13 protein-coding genes and 1 tRNA gene are annotated in these 15,786 nt (G+C 46.5%); 9 read left to right on the top strand and 5 right to left on the bottom strand.

The features are described from left to right. Positions 1–7: 7 nt before the first annotated feature. The 6 genes from G395_RS0120645 (at position 8) to porU2 (ending at position 4,996) form a co-directional block, all read left to right on the top strand. Positions 8–81, top strand: a tRNA-Pro gene (locus tag G395_RS0120645). Between the two features lie 431 nt (positions 82–512). Then, a complete protein-coding gene (locus G395_RS32175) occupies positions 513–713 on the top strand; it encodes a hypothetical protein (protein ID WP_026631812.1) in 201 nt (66 codons plus the stop codon). Positions 714–795: 82 nt separating this feature from the next. Further along, positions 796–2,244, top strand: a complete 1,449-nt coding sequence (locus G395_RS0120635) for a baeRF7 domain-containing protein (protein WP_026631811.1) — start codon at positions 796–798, stop codon at positions 2,242–2,244. 189 nt (positions 2,245–2,433) lie between these two features. Then, the gene (locus G395_RS0120630; protein WP_157486753.1) at positions 2,434–2,748 is read left to right on the top strand and encodes a hypothetical protein; all 315 of its coding nucleotides are present in this window, start codon (positions 2,434–2,436) and stop codon (positions 2,746–2,748) included. A 38-nt stretch (positions 2,749–2,786) separates the two neighbouring features. Next, entirely contained in the window at positions 2,787–3,125 is a 339-nt protein-coding gene (locus G395_RS0120625) for a hypothetical protein (RefSeq protein ID WP_026631809.1), read from the top strand. Then, positions 3,116–4,996, top strand: a complete 1,881-nt coding sequence (gene porU2 / locus G395_RS0120620) for a putative type IX secretion system sortase PorU2 (protein ID WP_026631808.1) — start codon at positions 3,116–3,118, stop codon at positions 4,994–4,996. Before G395_RS0120625 ends, porU2 begins: the two co-directional genes overlap by 10 nt. A gap of 80 nt (positions 4,997–5,076) precedes the next feature. On the opposite strand, the gene G395_RS0120615 is transcribed toward porU2, so the two are convergent. Together G395_RS0120615 and G395_RS0120610 are read right to left on the bottom strand one after the other, a co-directional pair. Continuing rightward, the gene (locus G395_RS0120615; protein ID WP_026631807.1) at positions 5,077–5,460 is read right to left on the bottom strand and encodes a hypothetical protein; all 384 of its coding nucleotides are present in this window, start codon (positions 5,458–5,460) and stop codon (positions 5,077–5,079) included. A 42-nt stretch (positions 5,461–5,502) separates the two neighbouring features. After that, positions 5,503–8,928 carry a ThuA domain-containing protein gene (locus tag G395_RS0120610; RefSeq protein ID WP_051350277.1) on the bottom strand — a complete coding sequence of 1,142 codons (3,426 nt, stop codon included), beginning with the start codon at positions 8,926–8,928 and terminating at the stop codon, positions 5,503–5,505. 151 nt (positions 8,929–9,079) lie between these two features. Here G395_RS0120610 and G395_RS0120605 point away from each other — a divergent pair, with 151 nt between their 5' ends. Beyond that, entirely contained in the window at positions 9,080–9,805 is a 726-nt protein-coding gene (locus G395_RS0120605; RefSeq protein ID WP_026631805.1) for an NUDIX hydrolase, read from the top strand. Positions 9,806–9,862: 57 nt separating this feature from the next. On the opposite strand, the gene G395_RS0120600 is transcribed toward G395_RS0120605, so the two are convergent. From G395_RS0120600 to G395_RS32925, 3 genes are all read right to left on the bottom strand, one after another. Beyond that, a complete protein-coding gene (locus G395_RS0120600; protein WP_026631804.1) occupies positions 9,863–11,329 on the bottom strand; it encodes a Gfo/Idh/MocA family protein in 1,467 nt (488 codons plus the stop codon). A 207-nt stretch (positions 11,330–11,536) separates the two neighbouring features. Next, positions 11,537–12,496, bottom strand: coding sequence for an outer membrane beta-barrel family protein (locus G395_RS32930; RefSeq protein WP_169720056.1), 960 nt, complete (start codon positions 12,494–12,496; stop codon positions 11,537–11,539). Then, the gene (locus G395_RS32925) at positions 12,493–13,761 is read right to left on the bottom strand and encodes a TonB-dependent receptor plug domain-containing protein (protein WP_026631802.1); all 1,269 of its coding nucleotides are present in this window, start codon (positions 13,759–13,761) and stop codon (positions 12,493–12,495) included. The genes G395_RS32930 and G395_RS32925 overlap by 4 nt, the downstream gene beginning before the upstream one ends. 251 nt (positions 13,762–14,012) lie before the next feature. Between G395_RS32925 and G395_RS31215 the strand changes: the two genes are divergently transcribed. Both G395_RS31215 and G395_RS0120580 read left to right on the top strand, forming a co-directional pair. Further along, positions 14,013–15,053, top strand: a complete 1,041-nt coding sequence (locus G395_RS31215) for a sensor histidine kinase (protein ID WP_051350276.1) — start codon at positions 14,013–14,015, stop codon at positions 15,051–15,053. Between the two features lie 24 nt (positions 15,054–15,077). Continuing rightward, a complete protein-coding gene (locus G395_RS0120580) occupies positions 15,078–15,785 on the top strand; it encodes a LytR/AlgR family response regulator transcription factor (RefSeq protein WP_026631801.1) in 708 nt (235 codons plus the stop codon). Position 15,786: the final 1 nt, after the last annotated feature.

Raw genomic sequence — 15,786 nt, 5'->3', positions numbered from 1 at the left:
CCCATTTCGGGATGTAGCGCAGCCCGGTAGCGCACTAGCATGGGGTGCTAGGGGTCGCAAGTTCGAATCTTGTCATCCCGACGAAGCCTGGTCTAACGACCGGGCTTTTTTGGTTTTAAGACGCACTGGCAAGAGGGTGCTAGGGGTCGCAAGCGGCCGCCGCGCGGTTCGAATCTTGTCATCCCGACAAAGCCTGGTCTAACGACCGGGCTTTTTTGGTTTTAAGACGCACTGGCAAGAGGGTGCTAGGGGTCGCAAGCGGCCGCCGCGCGGTTCGAATCTTGTCATCCGGACGAAGCCTGGTCTAACGACCGGGCTTTTTTGGGTTTAAGGCGCACTGGCAAGGGGTGCTAGGAATCGCAAGTGAACGGAACGCATATCTGCATCGTCCCGATTCCAGACAAAAAAATTTTCTCAAAACCCGAAGTGTAGCGCAATGTGAGGCTCATCAGGCTGGTACGAAAATTTACTACCGCGGGATTTTTTCAACCACCCATCCACATTGCGAAATCATGAACGACAACACAGCTGACAATAAGCCCAGCCCTGATGAACATGGCACAGTCAAATTAGACGATTTGTTCACACCGGGACTGTTTAGAAAGCCCGACGGCACTTCCTACAATCGGCCCTTGAACCAAACAAAAAAAGATAAGGCAAAAATCAAGAATGAGGAGGATAAGATTCTGACAGAGCCGGGCGGCGACCTTTAAACGACTATTTGCCTGAGTCAATGTTGGCATAATTTTTAATGCATCGCCAGCCTAACAGTTAGTATCAAAATCAGTTTGAATTATGGGAAAAGATCAATCAGGTGGATTTCATCCGCCCAAAGGAAAACCTTCAACCATTAACAAAGTGGAGGGATTAGGAATTTCCAATGCGCCAGCTGAGAAGTTGGATGAGTTTTTGGAATTGGATAATAAATATGTCGAAGACGACCTGACCCTGGATCCGTCGCTGCCGATCCGGCACCCGAACAGGAACACCTCAAAAGGAGAAAATTCTTTCAAGGGTAAGGAAAATAAGCCTGAAAGTGATAAAACAGCCGAGCTTTCGATAGATGACGAGAATAAAACTGAGCCCGAAGAGCTTCCGCAGGTGCTGGATAAAGATTTGTTTATTGAGCTAGCCAGTTATCAGGCGCCCTGCTGCGTTACCATGTACATTCCTACTCATAAGTCGGGTGTGGAAGTGAACGAGAAAAAGGATTTGATTAATTTCAAAAATGCTCTTCAGGATGTTTCAAAACGATTGGCTGATAGGGAAATTCCTCAGGCGGTAATCGAACAAATGCTGACGCCAGGTTATGAGCTGCTGCAAAACGATACATTTTGGGCTGGCATGAACGAAGGACTTGCAGTCTTCATTTCGGAGGGTTATTTCAGGTATATTAAAATGCCGGTTGCTCCCGAAAACGAGCTGATGTGCGAAAAAAGCTTCTACGTCTCCCCGTTGATCCCGATCATGGCCAGCAAAGAGCATTTCTTCCTGCTCGTCATCAGCAAGCAGAAATGCAAGTTGTTCAGAGCGGATGCATTTGGAATGGAATACATCAATGTGCCCGACCTGCCCGATGAAATGATGGACGTGAAACGGATTTCCGAAAAAGATGCAAGCACGGTTCGTGTAGCAAACAGCTCGGGAGGCGGCGCCAATTTTCACGGAATGGGCGGAGGCAATCCGGACGAGAAAGCCAACATTGCCACCTATTTCGAGCATGTGGATGATATTCTGTACAAACAAATATTGCATACCGAGAATGTGCCACTTCTCCTGGCCGGGGTGGAATATCTGATCCCGATCTATAAATCCGTTTGCGATTATCACAATGTTTGCAGCGAATCTTTAACCGGCAGCCATGAGCATGATGATAAGAATGAACTGTACAAATTGGCCAAGGAAATCATGTTGCCTTATTTCCAGCAACCCATGGAAAAAGCGCTGACAATCTTCGCCAATCAGTCGGCTACGGAACTCACTTCATCGTCTCCCAACGAAATCATTCCCGCAGCTTATTACGGCAGGATATCCCATATTTTCGTAAAAAAGGCAAACCACATTTGGGGCACATTTGATGAAAATTCGAACGAGCTCACACTTGGTGAATCAGAAAGTGCCGATTCGGAAGACTTGCTGGACGAAGCATTGATCAAAACAATCCAGAACGGTGGCGAGGTCTATGTACTTGACGAAGACAAAATGCCCGCAGAATCGCCTGTTGCGGCGGTGTTCAGGTATTAGCATGTAGAGCTAATACATTTGTAGGGATAACGTATGAAGCGGCCCGCCGAGTTGCTCGGCGGGCCGCTTTGTTATTTGCCGCAGGATAACTGATTCCGCACGGTTGCTCAATGTGAAGTTGACTAGTGAATCGCATGCTTTTTCTTGTGCAATGCACGGGTAACAAGCCCGCACATTCCCAAACTACATATGCTAGATTCTATTTCAATCCTGGCCAGAACAATGTTACTGGCCATTGTTGCTTTGCTTATGCAGCACGCAGTCAGCGCGCAATGGGGGCCTCCGTTTGCAAATGGTTGGATACATTATCAAAAGCCGTATGTAAAAATCGGGATTGTGAAAAAGGGCATTCACAGGATATCGCTAGCCTCACTGCCCAAAGATTTTCCAACCGGATCTCCTGATAAGTTGCAATTATGGAGACGTGGAAAGCAAATTTCTATTTTAAGCGCCAATAACAAAGAAGTTCTGTTTTACGCGCTTCCCAATGACGGGGGGAGCTGAAATATGAGAGCACACCGCCCTTTCTAAATAGTTTTTTTGTGAACGGCGCCAGCAAGACCAGCCGCATCCAGGATAGAGACGGGGCTGGTTCTATTACGGGAAATTTTGAGTTGAAAAACCTGGCTAGCCGTACGCAACTACCCAATGTTAAGCTGCTGATTCACGGCAGAAGCGACATGGAGCATCTGATCGAAATTTATGTTGGTAAAAATCCAAAGTCATTGCGCTTGGTAAATGTGCTGGCGATTTCAAGATTTAGTCCGGCTGCGTTTTCGTTCGACTTAAAACCCGGAGATACCGATGCCGAAAACAAAGGGATCATTTCGCTGATTACCGTGCATCCCAGACCGGAGGGAGCTTTAAACCTTTGGTTATAGCAATCCAAGAGGTATACAATCAATTCAACTACGGCGAACCCAGCCCGGTTGCCATCAGGAAGTTGATGTCTTATATGCTTACCGAGGGCGGAAAGGACAAATATTTGTTCCTGATCGGAAAATCGATCACACACAACGAAAAAATGAAACGGGAGCTGCCAGGAGAAGTGCCCACGATCGGGTATCCCGGTTCTGACGTGCTGCTGGTAGAGGGACTTGCCGGAGCGGCCAGGGATGTCCCTGCTATGCCGGTCGGCAGGCTGTCTGCTTTTATCCCCCGGCATGTTACCGACTATCTGAAAAAGGTAAAGCAGTATGAAAGTAACAGCACGGATTACGCCTGGCGGAAGAATGTCCTGCATCTGAATGGCGGCAAAACCGTCGGCGAGATCACACAATTAAAAGGGCTGCTAAGCATCCTGGAACCCGATGTTCAAAACGGTCAGCTGGGTGGTAAAGTGAAACAATATGTCAAACAACAGGCGATGGCCGAGCCAGAACCCGTCAGCATAACGGCAGATGTCAATGCAGGAGCCGGGCTGATCACTTTTTTTGGCCATGGGTCGACTTACATCACCGATTTGGATTTCGGCTACATTACCGATGCGCCTCGCAACTACAATAACCTGCGTAAGTATCCGATGATGTATTTTAATGGCTGTGGGGTAGGAAATATATTTACCGGAAGATCCAACCAGAACCCGAAAACGCCTAAGTCAGACGACAGGATTACCCTCTCGCTGGACTGGCTGCTGGCCCCTGACCGCGGCGCTATCGCAATCATTTCGAATTCCTTTCAAAGCTACGTAAGCCCCTCCGCGAAATATCTGCGCAGATTGTATCATTATATGTTCACAGACCCGGCCACCGTGCACTTGCCGATCGGAAAAATCCAGATGGCAGTTGCCAGTGACATTGTCACGAAGGATAAGGATGAATACAGCATTGCCAATGTGCATCAGTCTTTGTTGCAGGGTGATCCGGCATTGCGGCTCGTCACGGTAGGCAGACCTGATTATTCAGTTGATCCGGAGGAAAGCATTTCACTACACTCAAAATCGGCGGGCCAGTCGTTTGAATCGTCTGACTCCTTAAAAGTTAAAGTCGAAATGCATAATGACGGCAGATTCGTTGCCGGACAAGACGTGCAGGTTAAGGTGACCTATTTTGGGAAGCAGGGTAATGTTGTTAAAACACAAATGCTGAAATCTTTTCCTGCTCAAAACACATTACAAGTAACTTTTCTTAATTCAAAAGATATCCAAAAAGTCCAGGTCCGTGTAGATCCTGATCATTTGATTGAGGAACTAAACACAAGTAACAACATTGCAGAACTGGACATTGACTGGGAAATGATCAGGACAAAAACCACATTTTCCTCTGAGAATACGAAGGACATTGTGCCACCATTAGTCACTGTGGAGTTCAATGACAGATTATTACAACATAAGGAAACCATTTCAGCTGATCCGAATGTGACGGTGCTATTGTCGGATGACAGACTGCTTCCGCCGGACACTTCGCTGGTTGAAATATTCTTAAAGCATTGTGGGGTTGAAGTGGTTGATGATGAAAACCCGCCTACCGAACTCGTAGTAAGTCCTAATCCAACATCAGTGTATTTGCGTTTCGAGCTTAAAGCGGCAAAAAATGCCGAACTACGCGCCATCCGGACTGTCATTTACAATCAGCAGGGCATTGTTGTGGAAGATAAGCTTATCACAGTCTTACCGGGAACACTCACAAATGAATGGTATTGGCTGCCCGCCAATCCTGTGCCCGGACTTTACGTATATAAAGTTTTCTTGATCAATGAACGGAATGAACCCTTGGCGACATTGCCAGGCAAAGCAATCATCCATGGAAAATAAAAAGCCCAAAATGAGGTTTCAAACATTTTGAATGAAACCTCATTTTCGGGCTAAACTATTACTCAGCTATTAACTCCAACCTACTCCTTAATCCGGACCGCCGTAGCATCAAACATTCCGTTCATTACCGAGCCTTTTAAATGATCGTCATCTACTTTTGCCAGGTCCAAAGACACTTCTGTTCCTTGGGCTTCGAAGAAAATGGTCATTTTGTTACCTTCCTCCATGATGTTTGAGATTGGCAAAGCATTTGGGTTTTTTCCGGTCGGATCTTTCAGTTCGCCGGTCAGTTTTCCGTCTTCCCGGGTTAATTCGGTCACCAGTTTAGAATCTCCGTCGGGAGTGCCTACAACCAAAACTTCCCACTTACCCAGGAAAAAGTCGTTCGTTGTTGCGGTTTGGGAAAATCCGTTAATAGCAAATCCTAAAAACAAAAATACGAAGGCCATACAGGTTCTTTTCATTGTTCTGGTTAATTAAAATTGATAGACTGACTGTTATTTTCTTTAATTACTTATTTCCGCAAGCTTAAACTCCGCTCCAAGCACAACCATCAGCGAATGTCCATCGGCTTTGGGATTGGTAAATACCAGGTAAACATCGTGCAGTTTGCCATCCGGTTGCCCTGCCAGTTTGATTGGAATACTTAGGATGTTTGGTTTGAAATCCATTTTTTCGGTCGGTTCGAGGAATTCGGACGTTCCTACTACCGGGCCTGTAGGGCTGTCGAGCCGCAGCTCTACTTTTCCACCGGCAGCATTAACCTGCGGCTTTGGTGCGATGGCTTGCAACTGCACCTCCGAAATTCCGCTCAGATCTGTTTGTTTAAGCACAACATAACATCCTGATTTCGAAGCAATAGCCAGGTTCATACCACCATTTGCTATCTTCATCATGTCTTCATACACATCGAAATTGTGCATATCCATTTTTGCATTTTTCAATACAAGCGTTTTCTCCGATTTCAATGATGGCAAGCCGCTTGCGCCACTATCCTCATAGGCAGCCCTTACAATGAATACGCCCTTGCCTTTATCGCCCGCCGGAACCTTGGCTACATAGCTGCCTTTTGCAGGCATTGATTTCTCCTTCGGCTTTTCATTGGTCACATTCAGAATGTATTTCACCATTTCGGAAGCGTCTGCTGCTGAAAGCTGGGGATGCGCTGCCATGGCCGTTTCACCCCAAACGCCTCCCCCACCAGCGATCACTTTCTTAGTCAGCTTCTCAACGGCCGAATTATCGCCCTTGTATTTGGCTGAGACCTCGCGGTAAGCAGGACCGATCGACCTTTTATCCACACTGTGGCAAGCTTTGCAATCACTGGCTTCGATCAGTTTTTTGCCCGGAGCAAATGCAGCGCTGGCATCTGCCGAACGGTGTCCCTGCGCAATGGCGATCTTATCAAAACCTTCGGCCAGGTAATCAATGTTCACTGCAACGCGGTCTGCCTCAATGCCTTTTTCCAATGTTCCGTCTTCTTTGTCAGAAACTCTTACATCATAATTGAAAAGTTTGTTGGCAGCATAAAACGACTTGTTACCCATCGGCATATCGAGGCTTAATACCGGCGGCTCGTTGCCAACCGTGATTTCCATCGACTGCGTGCTGACGCCGCCTTTACCATCATTAACGGTCAAAGTAGCTTTGTAAACACCCAGCTTGGTAAGCGTCAAATTCGCTTCCGGAGTGTTGATCTGCTTTGAGAAACCATTTTTTGAAGTGACTTTCCATGAATAGTTCAGCACATCATTGTCGGCATCAACCGTTCTTTTTGCATCTAGTTTCAAAGCAAGCGGGGCAGAGCCGCCCATTTTGTTAGCAGCCATCTGGATCTGCGGTTTGCGATTGCCACCGTTATATTCAATGCGGATTAAGCGCGCATCATCATTCGCTGAAAACCAGCCTGTTCCGTATTCCAGCATATACAAATTTCCGTTTTCTGCAAATTCCATGTCCATCGGATTGGAGAACTTGTAGCTGGGCATAAACCGCTCCATAGCAGCATAATTGCCTTCCTGATCCATCGTCACAGACATAATCCAGCCGCGCATCCAGTCGTAAGTAAGCAGTTTGCCGTTGTAGTAAGCCGGAAATGCATTAGTCGCATTTTTGAAGCCGTCCGAGTAAAAAACGGGGCCTGCCATTGCATTTCTGCCACCGCTACCTGTTAACGGAAACTCCTTTGATGCACCATATGGATACCAGATGAATGCTTTTTGAGCCGGTGGAAGCACTTTTAAGCCAGTATTGCTCGGCGAATTGTTGGTGGGCGCGGCAACGTCCCACTTTTCCAGAGACTTGCTTGCTGCAAAATCAAACTTGTTATATGCCTTATTATCTCCCACAAAATGCGGCCAGCCAAAATTCCCAGCCTTACGAGCCTGCCCTACTTCGTCATGCCCGGCAGGTCCTCTGCTAGAATCCGGTTTGGCTGCGTCCGGACCAACCTCACCCCAGTATACGTAACCCGTTTTCTGGTCCACTGAGATCCTGAATGGGTTTCTGTGACCCATTGTGAAAATTTCCGGACACGTCTGCGGGGTCCCTTTGGCAAAAAGATTGCCTTCCGGAATGGTGTAAGTTCCATCCGGCTGCGGCTTAATGCGTATGATTTTGCCACGAAGATCATTCGTATTGGCAGAAGATTTCTGCGCATCCCAGGCTGATCTTCCCTCGCGCTCATCACTCGGGCTGTAACCATTCGAGCCATGTGGGTTAGTGTTATCCCCTGTCGATAAATATAGGTTACCCGCTTTGTCCCAGGCAATTGAACCACCCGTATGGCAGCATTCTTCACGCTGCGTCTCCACTTCCAGCAGCACTTTTTTGGTTGCAAGATCCAGCAGGTCGCCCTTCATTTCAAACCTTGCCAGCACATTCTTAGGCGCTTCGGGTATGGAATAATATAGGTAAATCCAATGATTCTGAGCAAAGTTTGGATCTTTGTTCAAACCCAAAAGCCCATCCTCGCCTGTCGATTCCTTACCTTCTTTGTTTTTGTATTTTGTACTGACAGGAATGTTAGCAATGTTCTTCAATTCTTTCGTTTTGACATTATAAAGCCGCACTTCTCCTTTGCGCTGAATGAACAGGATACGGTCTCTGTCCAGCACGCTCAGCTCCATAGGCTCATCCAGCTTTTCTTCCAGGATCACCTTTGTAAAGCGGTTCTCTTCAGGTCGGGATTTGGAGAAATCCACTGTTTTTGGTGAATCACCGCCGGCTGTATATTTAATCCCGGCATACAGGTGGTTCAGGAAAAGAGGATCAGAGAATGTCTCGTCCGTATGTCCCATCGCCGTGTAAAACGAGCGGCCGCCGTCGAATTCCTGATACCATCCCATCGGGTGAAAATCGGGGTTTTTACCGCCTATATAGCTCTTTTCATCAATTTTAAGTACAACTTTGATCTTGGGTGAAATGTCTTTGAAGCTGTAAAACTCATCCGTTCTTTCAAATTCATCCGGCATCCCTTGCGTTGCCCAATGATTTTTTTCGGTCACGATAAATTTCCCTTTTTGCACATTGCTGGGTGTCATGGGATGATCCAGGAAATAAGCGCCAGCGAGCTGACCGTACCATGGCCATTCGTATTCCGTATCTGTGGCGGCATGTATGCCTGTATAACCTCCCCCCGCCTGAATGTATCGCTCAAACGCAACTTGCTGTTCATTGGTCAGCACATCGCCTGTTGTGTTTAGAAAAACAACAGTATTGTATTTTTTCAGGTTAGGCTCATTAAACTGGCTGGCATCTTCCGTAAAGCTGACACCGAAACCCTTGTCTTTCGCCATTTTGGTCAATGCTGTTTTTCCGGCAGCAATGGACTCGTGCCTGAAAGAAGCGGTCTTACTGAAAACCAACACATTCACCTTTGGGGTTTGCGCGTCAGCAGATTGAAACGTTAAGCAAAAACTCAAAGCGAGCATGCTTAATAGTAGAGACTTTACTTTCATCCGTTATCTTAGTTTTGATTAAGTAAAGCAAAGTTATCATTAATTTATTTATTGTCTAAAAATTAGACAATAAATATTTTTCTATTTTACATTTGTATTATACCACATTTCCTAAACCTACATGATGCGTAATCCGAGTGAACAGAATTACATTGAGCAGTTGTCAATCGACTGTGTGATATTTGGTTATCACGACAAGCAATTGAAAGTGTTGGTGCCTAAGCTCAATTTCAACGGTGATTTCTGGGCCTTACCCGGTGGTTTTGTTTTTCAGGACGAAGACATTGATACAGCGGCAAACCGCATTCTTCAGCAACGGACCGGAATCAGCGAAATCTATCTGGATCAATTCTACATCTTTGGAAAAGCCGCAAGAAACAGCCTGGTTTTTATCAATAAACTCATTGAACTGAATCCGGACCTGCTTCATGGGAATGGAAAACATGGTAAAGAATTCGACTGGTTTACAAGACGCTTCGTATCAATCGGTTATTATGCGCTTGTGGAACTGGATAAGGTCGTCCCGGAAGTAACAGAACTGGACTCGTCCATTGGTTGGTACAACATCAAGGAACTGCCGGAAATGATCATTGACCACAACGAGATTGTAGAAAAAGCATTAGAATCGCTCCGGTTCAACCTGGACGAAAAGCTGATCGCATTCAACCTCCTGCCCGAGACATTTACGATGAAAGATGTGCAGGAGCTCTACGAAACCATTTTCGACAAACCTTTTGCAAGAAACAATTTCCAAAAGAAGATCCTGGATCTGAATGTGTTGGAACGCCTGGAAAAGAAATTCACCGGCGCCGCTAACAAGGCGCCCTACCTGTATCGCAGGAAGAGTTAGGGCACAAAAAAGCCGTGATTGTAGTCACGGCCTTTTTTGCTAAAAGTTATTGAGAGCTTAAACTCCCAAACTCCAACCTTCCCGGTAATTCCGGCGGACGAATTGGTTTACTTCGTCGAAGTTGGTAACCTTCATGTTTTGAGCGTCCCAAAGCATTTTCATGTTGCTTCCTGGATAGGTAAAGCCTTTTCCGTCTTCTCTTGCCTTTGGCATATCTGCGCCGCGGATGGCGAGGTTGGCACCCAGGATTGCTTCGGTTAGCGGACCTGCTAGCTCGAATGGTGAGCTTAGCTCCATCTTACCGTAACCGGCGATGCAGCCTTCCACCCACTGTGCGTAGTGACCGTCTGCACTTCCTGGTACGCGGGCGAATTTTTGTTTTACTTTCACTTCCTGCATTTTGGTTAATGGCAGCAAACGTGGGTTAGCAGCGTATTCGCTGGCCATCATTTTGCCTTTTGAACCAACAAACAAAATACCGCTGTTGCCATCTCCGAACAACTCATTCGGGCCAAGTTCCTCCGGACGCTCCGGCTTAATGCCGCCGTCCATCCAGTGCATGGTTACCGGGCCTTTTGTTTTGGCTGTTTTGGGGAAAGTTAATGTTGCGTGGCTTGATGGCGGGCAACTGTCAGGGAAAATGCCTCTCTTGCCGAAAGCCGTGAAAACACTGCCGACACTTGCCTGCATATCCGTTGCATATTTCAACCCCAGCACGCGGAACGGAGCTTCCATCAAGTGGCAGCCCAGGTCGCCTAGTGCGCCGGTTCCGTAATCCCACCATCCTCTCCAGCTTCCCGGGATCAGGTTTTCTACATAATCTTTTTTAGGTGCTGTTCCGAGCCAGAGATCCCAATCAAGTTCCTTTGGAACCGGTGGTTTTTCGGACGGCCAGGGAATGCCTTGTGGCCATATCGGCCTGTTGGTCCAGATATAAACCGTGTCGACGTCGCCAATGATGCCTGCGTCGTACCATTCGTGCAATGTCCTTACGCCGTCGCCGGATGAGCCCTGATTTCCCATCTGGGTCACCACTTTATATTTTGCAGCAGCTTCTGTGAGTTTTCTTGCCTCGTAGATATCATGTGTCATCGGCTTTTGCACATAAACGTGCTTACCTAGCTGCATGGCCGCCATGGCTACAACTGCGTGCGTATGGTCGGGCGTGGAAACCGAAACTGCGTCAAAGTTTTTGGATTCTTTTTCAAACATTTCCCGGAAGTCCTTGTAATACTTGGCTTTGGGATAATTGGCAATGCTTGTAGCAGCACGGCGGTCGTCTACATCGCATAAATAAGCAATGTCGGCTTTCCCGCTTTTTGCAAAGCTCGCTAGATCTGATGTCCCTTTTCCGCCTACTCCTACACCCGCAACCGTCAGCCTGTCGCTGGGTGCGGTGAAGCCTTTTCCACCCAGCACGTGCCTTGGGACAATCATAAAACCTGCCGCGGTCACACCTGCAGCTTTAACAAAGTCTCTCCTGGAAGAGGTTGACTTTTCACTTGTTGTACTCTTTTTTTCCATCACGGGTTTTGGTTTAGTGCTTTGACAGCAACAATTCAGCCTTTATCCAACAGTTTGGACAGGTTTATTATTTTGTTAAGCAGGTTATTTTCATAATTTACTCGAAAATAATCCGGTCGTTTCCTGCGACAATCATTCTACTCCAAAACCAACCGTTGAGACCATTTGCCTCCGTAAATAATCAGCTGAATGTTCCTGCGGTCGCTGTTAACCGTCAATTCTGCCCTTTTCCTCGTCCGAAGCATTGTTATTATGGCGACGTTTCCGTGCGAAGGTCTCCTTCCCAAACCGGTAGGTCATTGCGAAACTAATGCGCTGGGTATCTGATTCACTGGTTTGGAAATATTCGGACTGTTTGAGGCTCAGCGACCTGTTATTATAAACCCACGAATGGAACAAATCATCGAATGCAACGCGCAGGCTGCCTTTTCCCTTCAAAATCTTTTTCTGCAAAGCACCGTTCACCCGATACATTCCCTGGGTTAATGTCTGCCCGTTCATATCGCGACTGGCGTAATAACCGCCCAGCTCTGCATTCCAGTTTGGGCTGATCGTGAAGAAATTATTTATTTCCAAACGCAGAATATTCGTGTCAAAATGCAGGTTTTCCGTGTAAACGCGACCATTAATGCCCATGTGTGAAACGCGGGCGGTATAGTTCAGATACCACCATTCGGTGGGAGAAGTAGACACGGTTGTGTTCAGTAAAACCATAAATCCACCTGCAATATTCTTGGGCCTTGTAGTGAAAACGTCATTAACGGCCTCTGTGGTCTGGAAAATAAGATCCGAAAATTTGTTGTAACTCAAACCCATATTCAGGAACTGCTTATGCTGAAATTTTAACTCTATCCGGCTCTGATACTGCGGGTTAAGCATCGGATTTCCGGATATGTACGAATATTGGTCGCGATAAAAAAGGAACGGATTGAGCAACTGATAGTTCGGTCGGGTGATCCTTCTGACGGCCATCAGGCCCAATGTATTATTGCCCAGCGTATCCAGTTTGTAGCTAATGTAGGCGCTCGAGAACAGTCCTGTATAGTTTTTAGTAAAACTGCTGCCCCGCACTTCGTCGTTGCCCAGCTGATTGCCCTTAACCCATGTATTTTCAGCACGTAATCCCATCTGAACGCCCAGCCGTTTCCACAATTTCTGCCCATTCAAATACAATGCGTTAATATTTTATGGTATTTAAAATGGTTGGATTGGCTATTATCAATCGTCTGCTCAGCGCCGTTCACATTGTAAAATTCGTTCAGGTTATCATTGTCCACAATGCTCGATTTGAAACCCGCCTCAATCCTTGCTTTGTTTTTCAGTGGGTGCACGTAGTCTGCTTTGGCTGTATAAATGTCAATGCCGGCCGGGATGACATAACGGAACGTTTCTTGTCCGATTAATGCGCCTTCCGGTGCGTAGGCGAAGTTTTGCAAGGCCTGATTTCCATTTGATTTATAGTTCAGATAGTTAATATCTCCTGAAAGCTCGTTGCCTTTGTTATCAAATTTATGTTGCAAATTGAAATTGAAACCCAGGTTCGTCCTGGTGTCTTTGGCTCGCGTATCGCCTTCTCCGGTGCGTTCCAGCCGATTTTTTGAATCAAAATCACTGCTTTCATAATCAAACACACCATTTCTCCCACCCTTATTTACATTGAAGATAAAACCGTACACTGTCTTTGCAGTTGCTGCATAATCCATTCCGATATTGGCGTTGAAACCGCGGTCTTTGTACACTACATTATTTTGCAGGTCAACCGTCGAGATCAGTGCGCCGCCTTCACTGAAAAAGCGCCTGTCGAAATGATCTTTGCGATAGTTTTTCTCATAATTATAGCCCAGGTTCGCGAAGAGGTTCAGTTTTTTGTGATTGTAATTCAAGTTAACCGCATCATTGTTCCGGGCGTATTTGCCAAGCGATGCACCCAGGGAGACGCTGCCGGTAAGTCCACCGATCCTGTTCTTCTTCAGCTTGATATTAATGATCGCATTGCCCGAAGCGTCGTACTTCGCCGATGGATTGTCAATGAGCTCGATCTTATCCAGGTTGCCGCCCGGCAAGGATTTCAGGTATGCCGCAAGATCCTGCCCCGACAGGTAAGTGTTTTTCCCGTCGATCAGCACCAGCACGCCGCTACGGCCGTTGAGACTGATCTCGCCACTGCTGTTGATGGAAATGCCCGGTGTTTTTTCCAAAACTTCCAAAGTGTTGCTGGCCGCCGCACTGATCATTGCTTCCACATTCACAACCGTTTTATCAATTTCCTGGACAATAAGCGGCTTCTTTTTCGTAATAACCACTTCATTCAAATTAATATCTTTGGCCTTTTCCGGCGCTTTTTCGATTGGCACTTTTTGGGGTGCGGGTGTTTGTGCGATCGCATGGCAGCAGAGCAATGCAAAAAGCAGGATCATGTTGTACGTTTTCATCTTTTCCGTTTTTATGGCCAGTCAATTTTTTTGACGGTTCAAATATAGAAGCGAAGAAATCGCATTAATAATGTGACTGTCAGACCTGGGCTTTTTGCTGACAGAATGCTTTTTTCGCATGTCAAACCAGTTCGACTAACCCAAACGACGTTTCGTCAGGAAGCAAGCCATTTCTGACCCGAAAACTTTATTAAATTATGGGGGTTATGGACATTTGTGACGTATTTGACAGATAGTAACCAGCATCGGCCATGAAGCAGTTAGAAGATAATGAAGCGGTGAAAATTGTGCGCGACAACCTGTATTATGTGCTGGCGGCGATAGCGGCGGTGCCGATTTGGCTGGCTGCTGATGCTTTTGCTAATTCAGTTGGCACCAACAATGATGAAGCTGTGGCAGCCGCAGCGACGGGCTGCCTGATTCTCTGCATTTTTCTGGGCAGGCATTTCGGGCAACTTTGGGCATTAAAACATAAAACGGTCTCTAATCAGATCCTTGTTGCACTGTCTGTTATCACGTTTGGCAGTATCGTATTCCTGTTTGTGCATGCCGAATATCTTCACGACGATTACGGGCCGCTGAACCTGCTGCTATACTGGGTTCCTTTTTTGCTGAGTGGCCTGTCGCTGGGAATGCTTATTAAACTTGGCCGCAGCGTTACGCAGAATCAGTTGAAAGAGGCTCGCGCGGCGGCGGAGCACAACAAAAGTGAGCTCCATTTGCTCCAATCGCAGCTGAGCCCGCATTTTTTGTTTAATACATTGAATAACCTTTACGGTTTGTCGCTCACGCAGCACGAGCGCATCCCGCCGTTGCTTTTGAAGCTTTCGGACCTGCTCAGATATTCTGTTTATGAAGCCAATGCAGTTTTTGTTCCGCTGAAAGACGAGCTGGTTTACATTCAGAATTATATTGAATTTGAAAAAATACGCATTGGTGACCGGCTGATCCTGACCACGAATTTTGAAGAAATTAAAAATGCCGACATCAGAATTGCCCCTATGCTGCTGATTGTTTTTATTGAAAATGCATTCAAACATTCCAAGAACACGGCGGATGAAAAGATCTATATTTCTATCGAATTAAAAACCTGGGAAGACCTGATCCTTTTTTCTATCAAAAACTCCCACGATAAGCAAGAAAGACAAATTTCAGTCGTGGAAAAACACAGCGGGTTCGGGCTTGCAAGCGTAAATAAGCGGCTGGAATTGCTTTATCCCAATGAACACGAACTCGCCATAAAGAACGAAGAGACTTTTTATCAGGTGGTTTTAAGGTTGAAGACCAAGTAAAATACCATCATTGGAAGCCCATTCATGCAAAAATTTAATTGCCTTATTGTTGACGACGAGCCTATTGCGCGGGATATCCTGACAACCTATTGCGGGCATCTGAATAACCTGGAAGTGGTGGGCTTGTGCGGCAATGCGTTGCAGGCAAAGGCCGTGATGCAGCAGCAAAAAGTGGATATCCTGTTCCTGGACATCAATATGCCTGTTATGGACGGGATCGCTTTTTTGAAAACGCTTAAAAAGCAACCGGAAGTAATTTTCACCACGGCATATAAGGAGCACGCAGTGGATGCATTCGACCTTTCGGCCTGTGATTATCTGTTGAAGCCGTTTTCGCTGGAACGCTTCATCATGGCTGTGGACAAGGCGCTGGAACATTTGCAGCAGCCCGGGCCAGTCGCAGCGCTTTCTAATGATAAGACAACGGATTATATTTTTATAAAAGCCGGCGACAAGATCTACAAAATCCAGCACGACGAGCTGCTCTATGCTGAGGCCAGCGGAAATTATACCAAAATCGTTACCACGCAGCACACGCTTATGCCGGCTATGACCTTTTCAGGCTTTGAAGAGCTGCTGCCGGCCACATTGTTTCCGCGCATTCACCGTTCCTTCATCATTAACAAGGCCAGAATAAGCCACATTGAAGGAAACCGCGTTTTTATCAATGGAACAGAAATTCCCATCGGGCAGAATTACCGGGAAGGCTTTCTGAAAAATATTGGATTATAGG

This window comes from Dyadobacter alkalitolerans DSM 23607 (genome assembly GCF_000428845.1).
GTDB classification, from domain to species: domain Bacteria; phylum Bacteroidota; class Bacteroidia; order Cytophagales; family Spirosomataceae; genus Dyadobacter; species Dyadobacter alkalitolerans.
This window is presented reverse-complemented; position numbering and strand designations above follow the sequence as displayed.

Coding starts and splice junctions, on each gene's coding strand:
- G395_RS0120635 (WP_026631811.1), top strand. CDS start 796: ATGGGAAAAGATCAATCAGGTGGATTTCATCCGCCCAAAGGAAAACCT.
- G395_RS0120615 (WP_026631807.1), bottom strand. CDS start 5,460: ATGAAAAGAACCTGTATGGCCTTCGTATTTTTGTTTTTAGGATTTGCT.
- G395_RS0120605 (WP_026631805.1), top strand. CDS start 9,080: ATGCGTAATCCGAGTGAACAGAATTACATTGAGCAGTTGTCAATCGAC.
- G395_RS32175 (WP_026631812.1), top strand. CDS start 513: ATGAACGACAACACAGCTGACAATAAGCCCAGCCCTGATGAACATGGC.
- G395_RS32925 (WP_026631802.1), bottom strand. CDS start 13,761: ATGAAAACGTACAACATGATCCTGCTTTTTGCATTGCTCTGCTGCCAT.
- G395_RS0120610 (WP_051350277.1), bottom strand. CDS start 8,928: ATGCTCGCTTTGAGTTTTTGCTTAACGTTTCAATCTGCTGACGCGCAA.
- G395_RS0120630 (WP_157486753.1), top strand. CDS start 2,434: ATGCTAGATTCTATTTCAATCCTGGCCAGAACAATGTTACTGGCCATT.
- G395_RS0120600 (WP_026631804.1), bottom strand. CDS start 11,329: ATGGAAAAAAAGAGTACAACAAGTGAAAAGTCAACCTCTTCCAGGAGA.
- G395_RS31215 (WP_051350276.1), top strand. CDS start 14,013: ATGAAGCAGTTAGAAGATAATGAAGCGGTGAAAATTGTGCGCGACAAC.
- G395_RS0120580 (WP_026631801.1), top strand. CDS start 15,078: ATGCAAAAATTTAATTGCCTTATTGTTGACGACGAGCCTATTGCGCGG.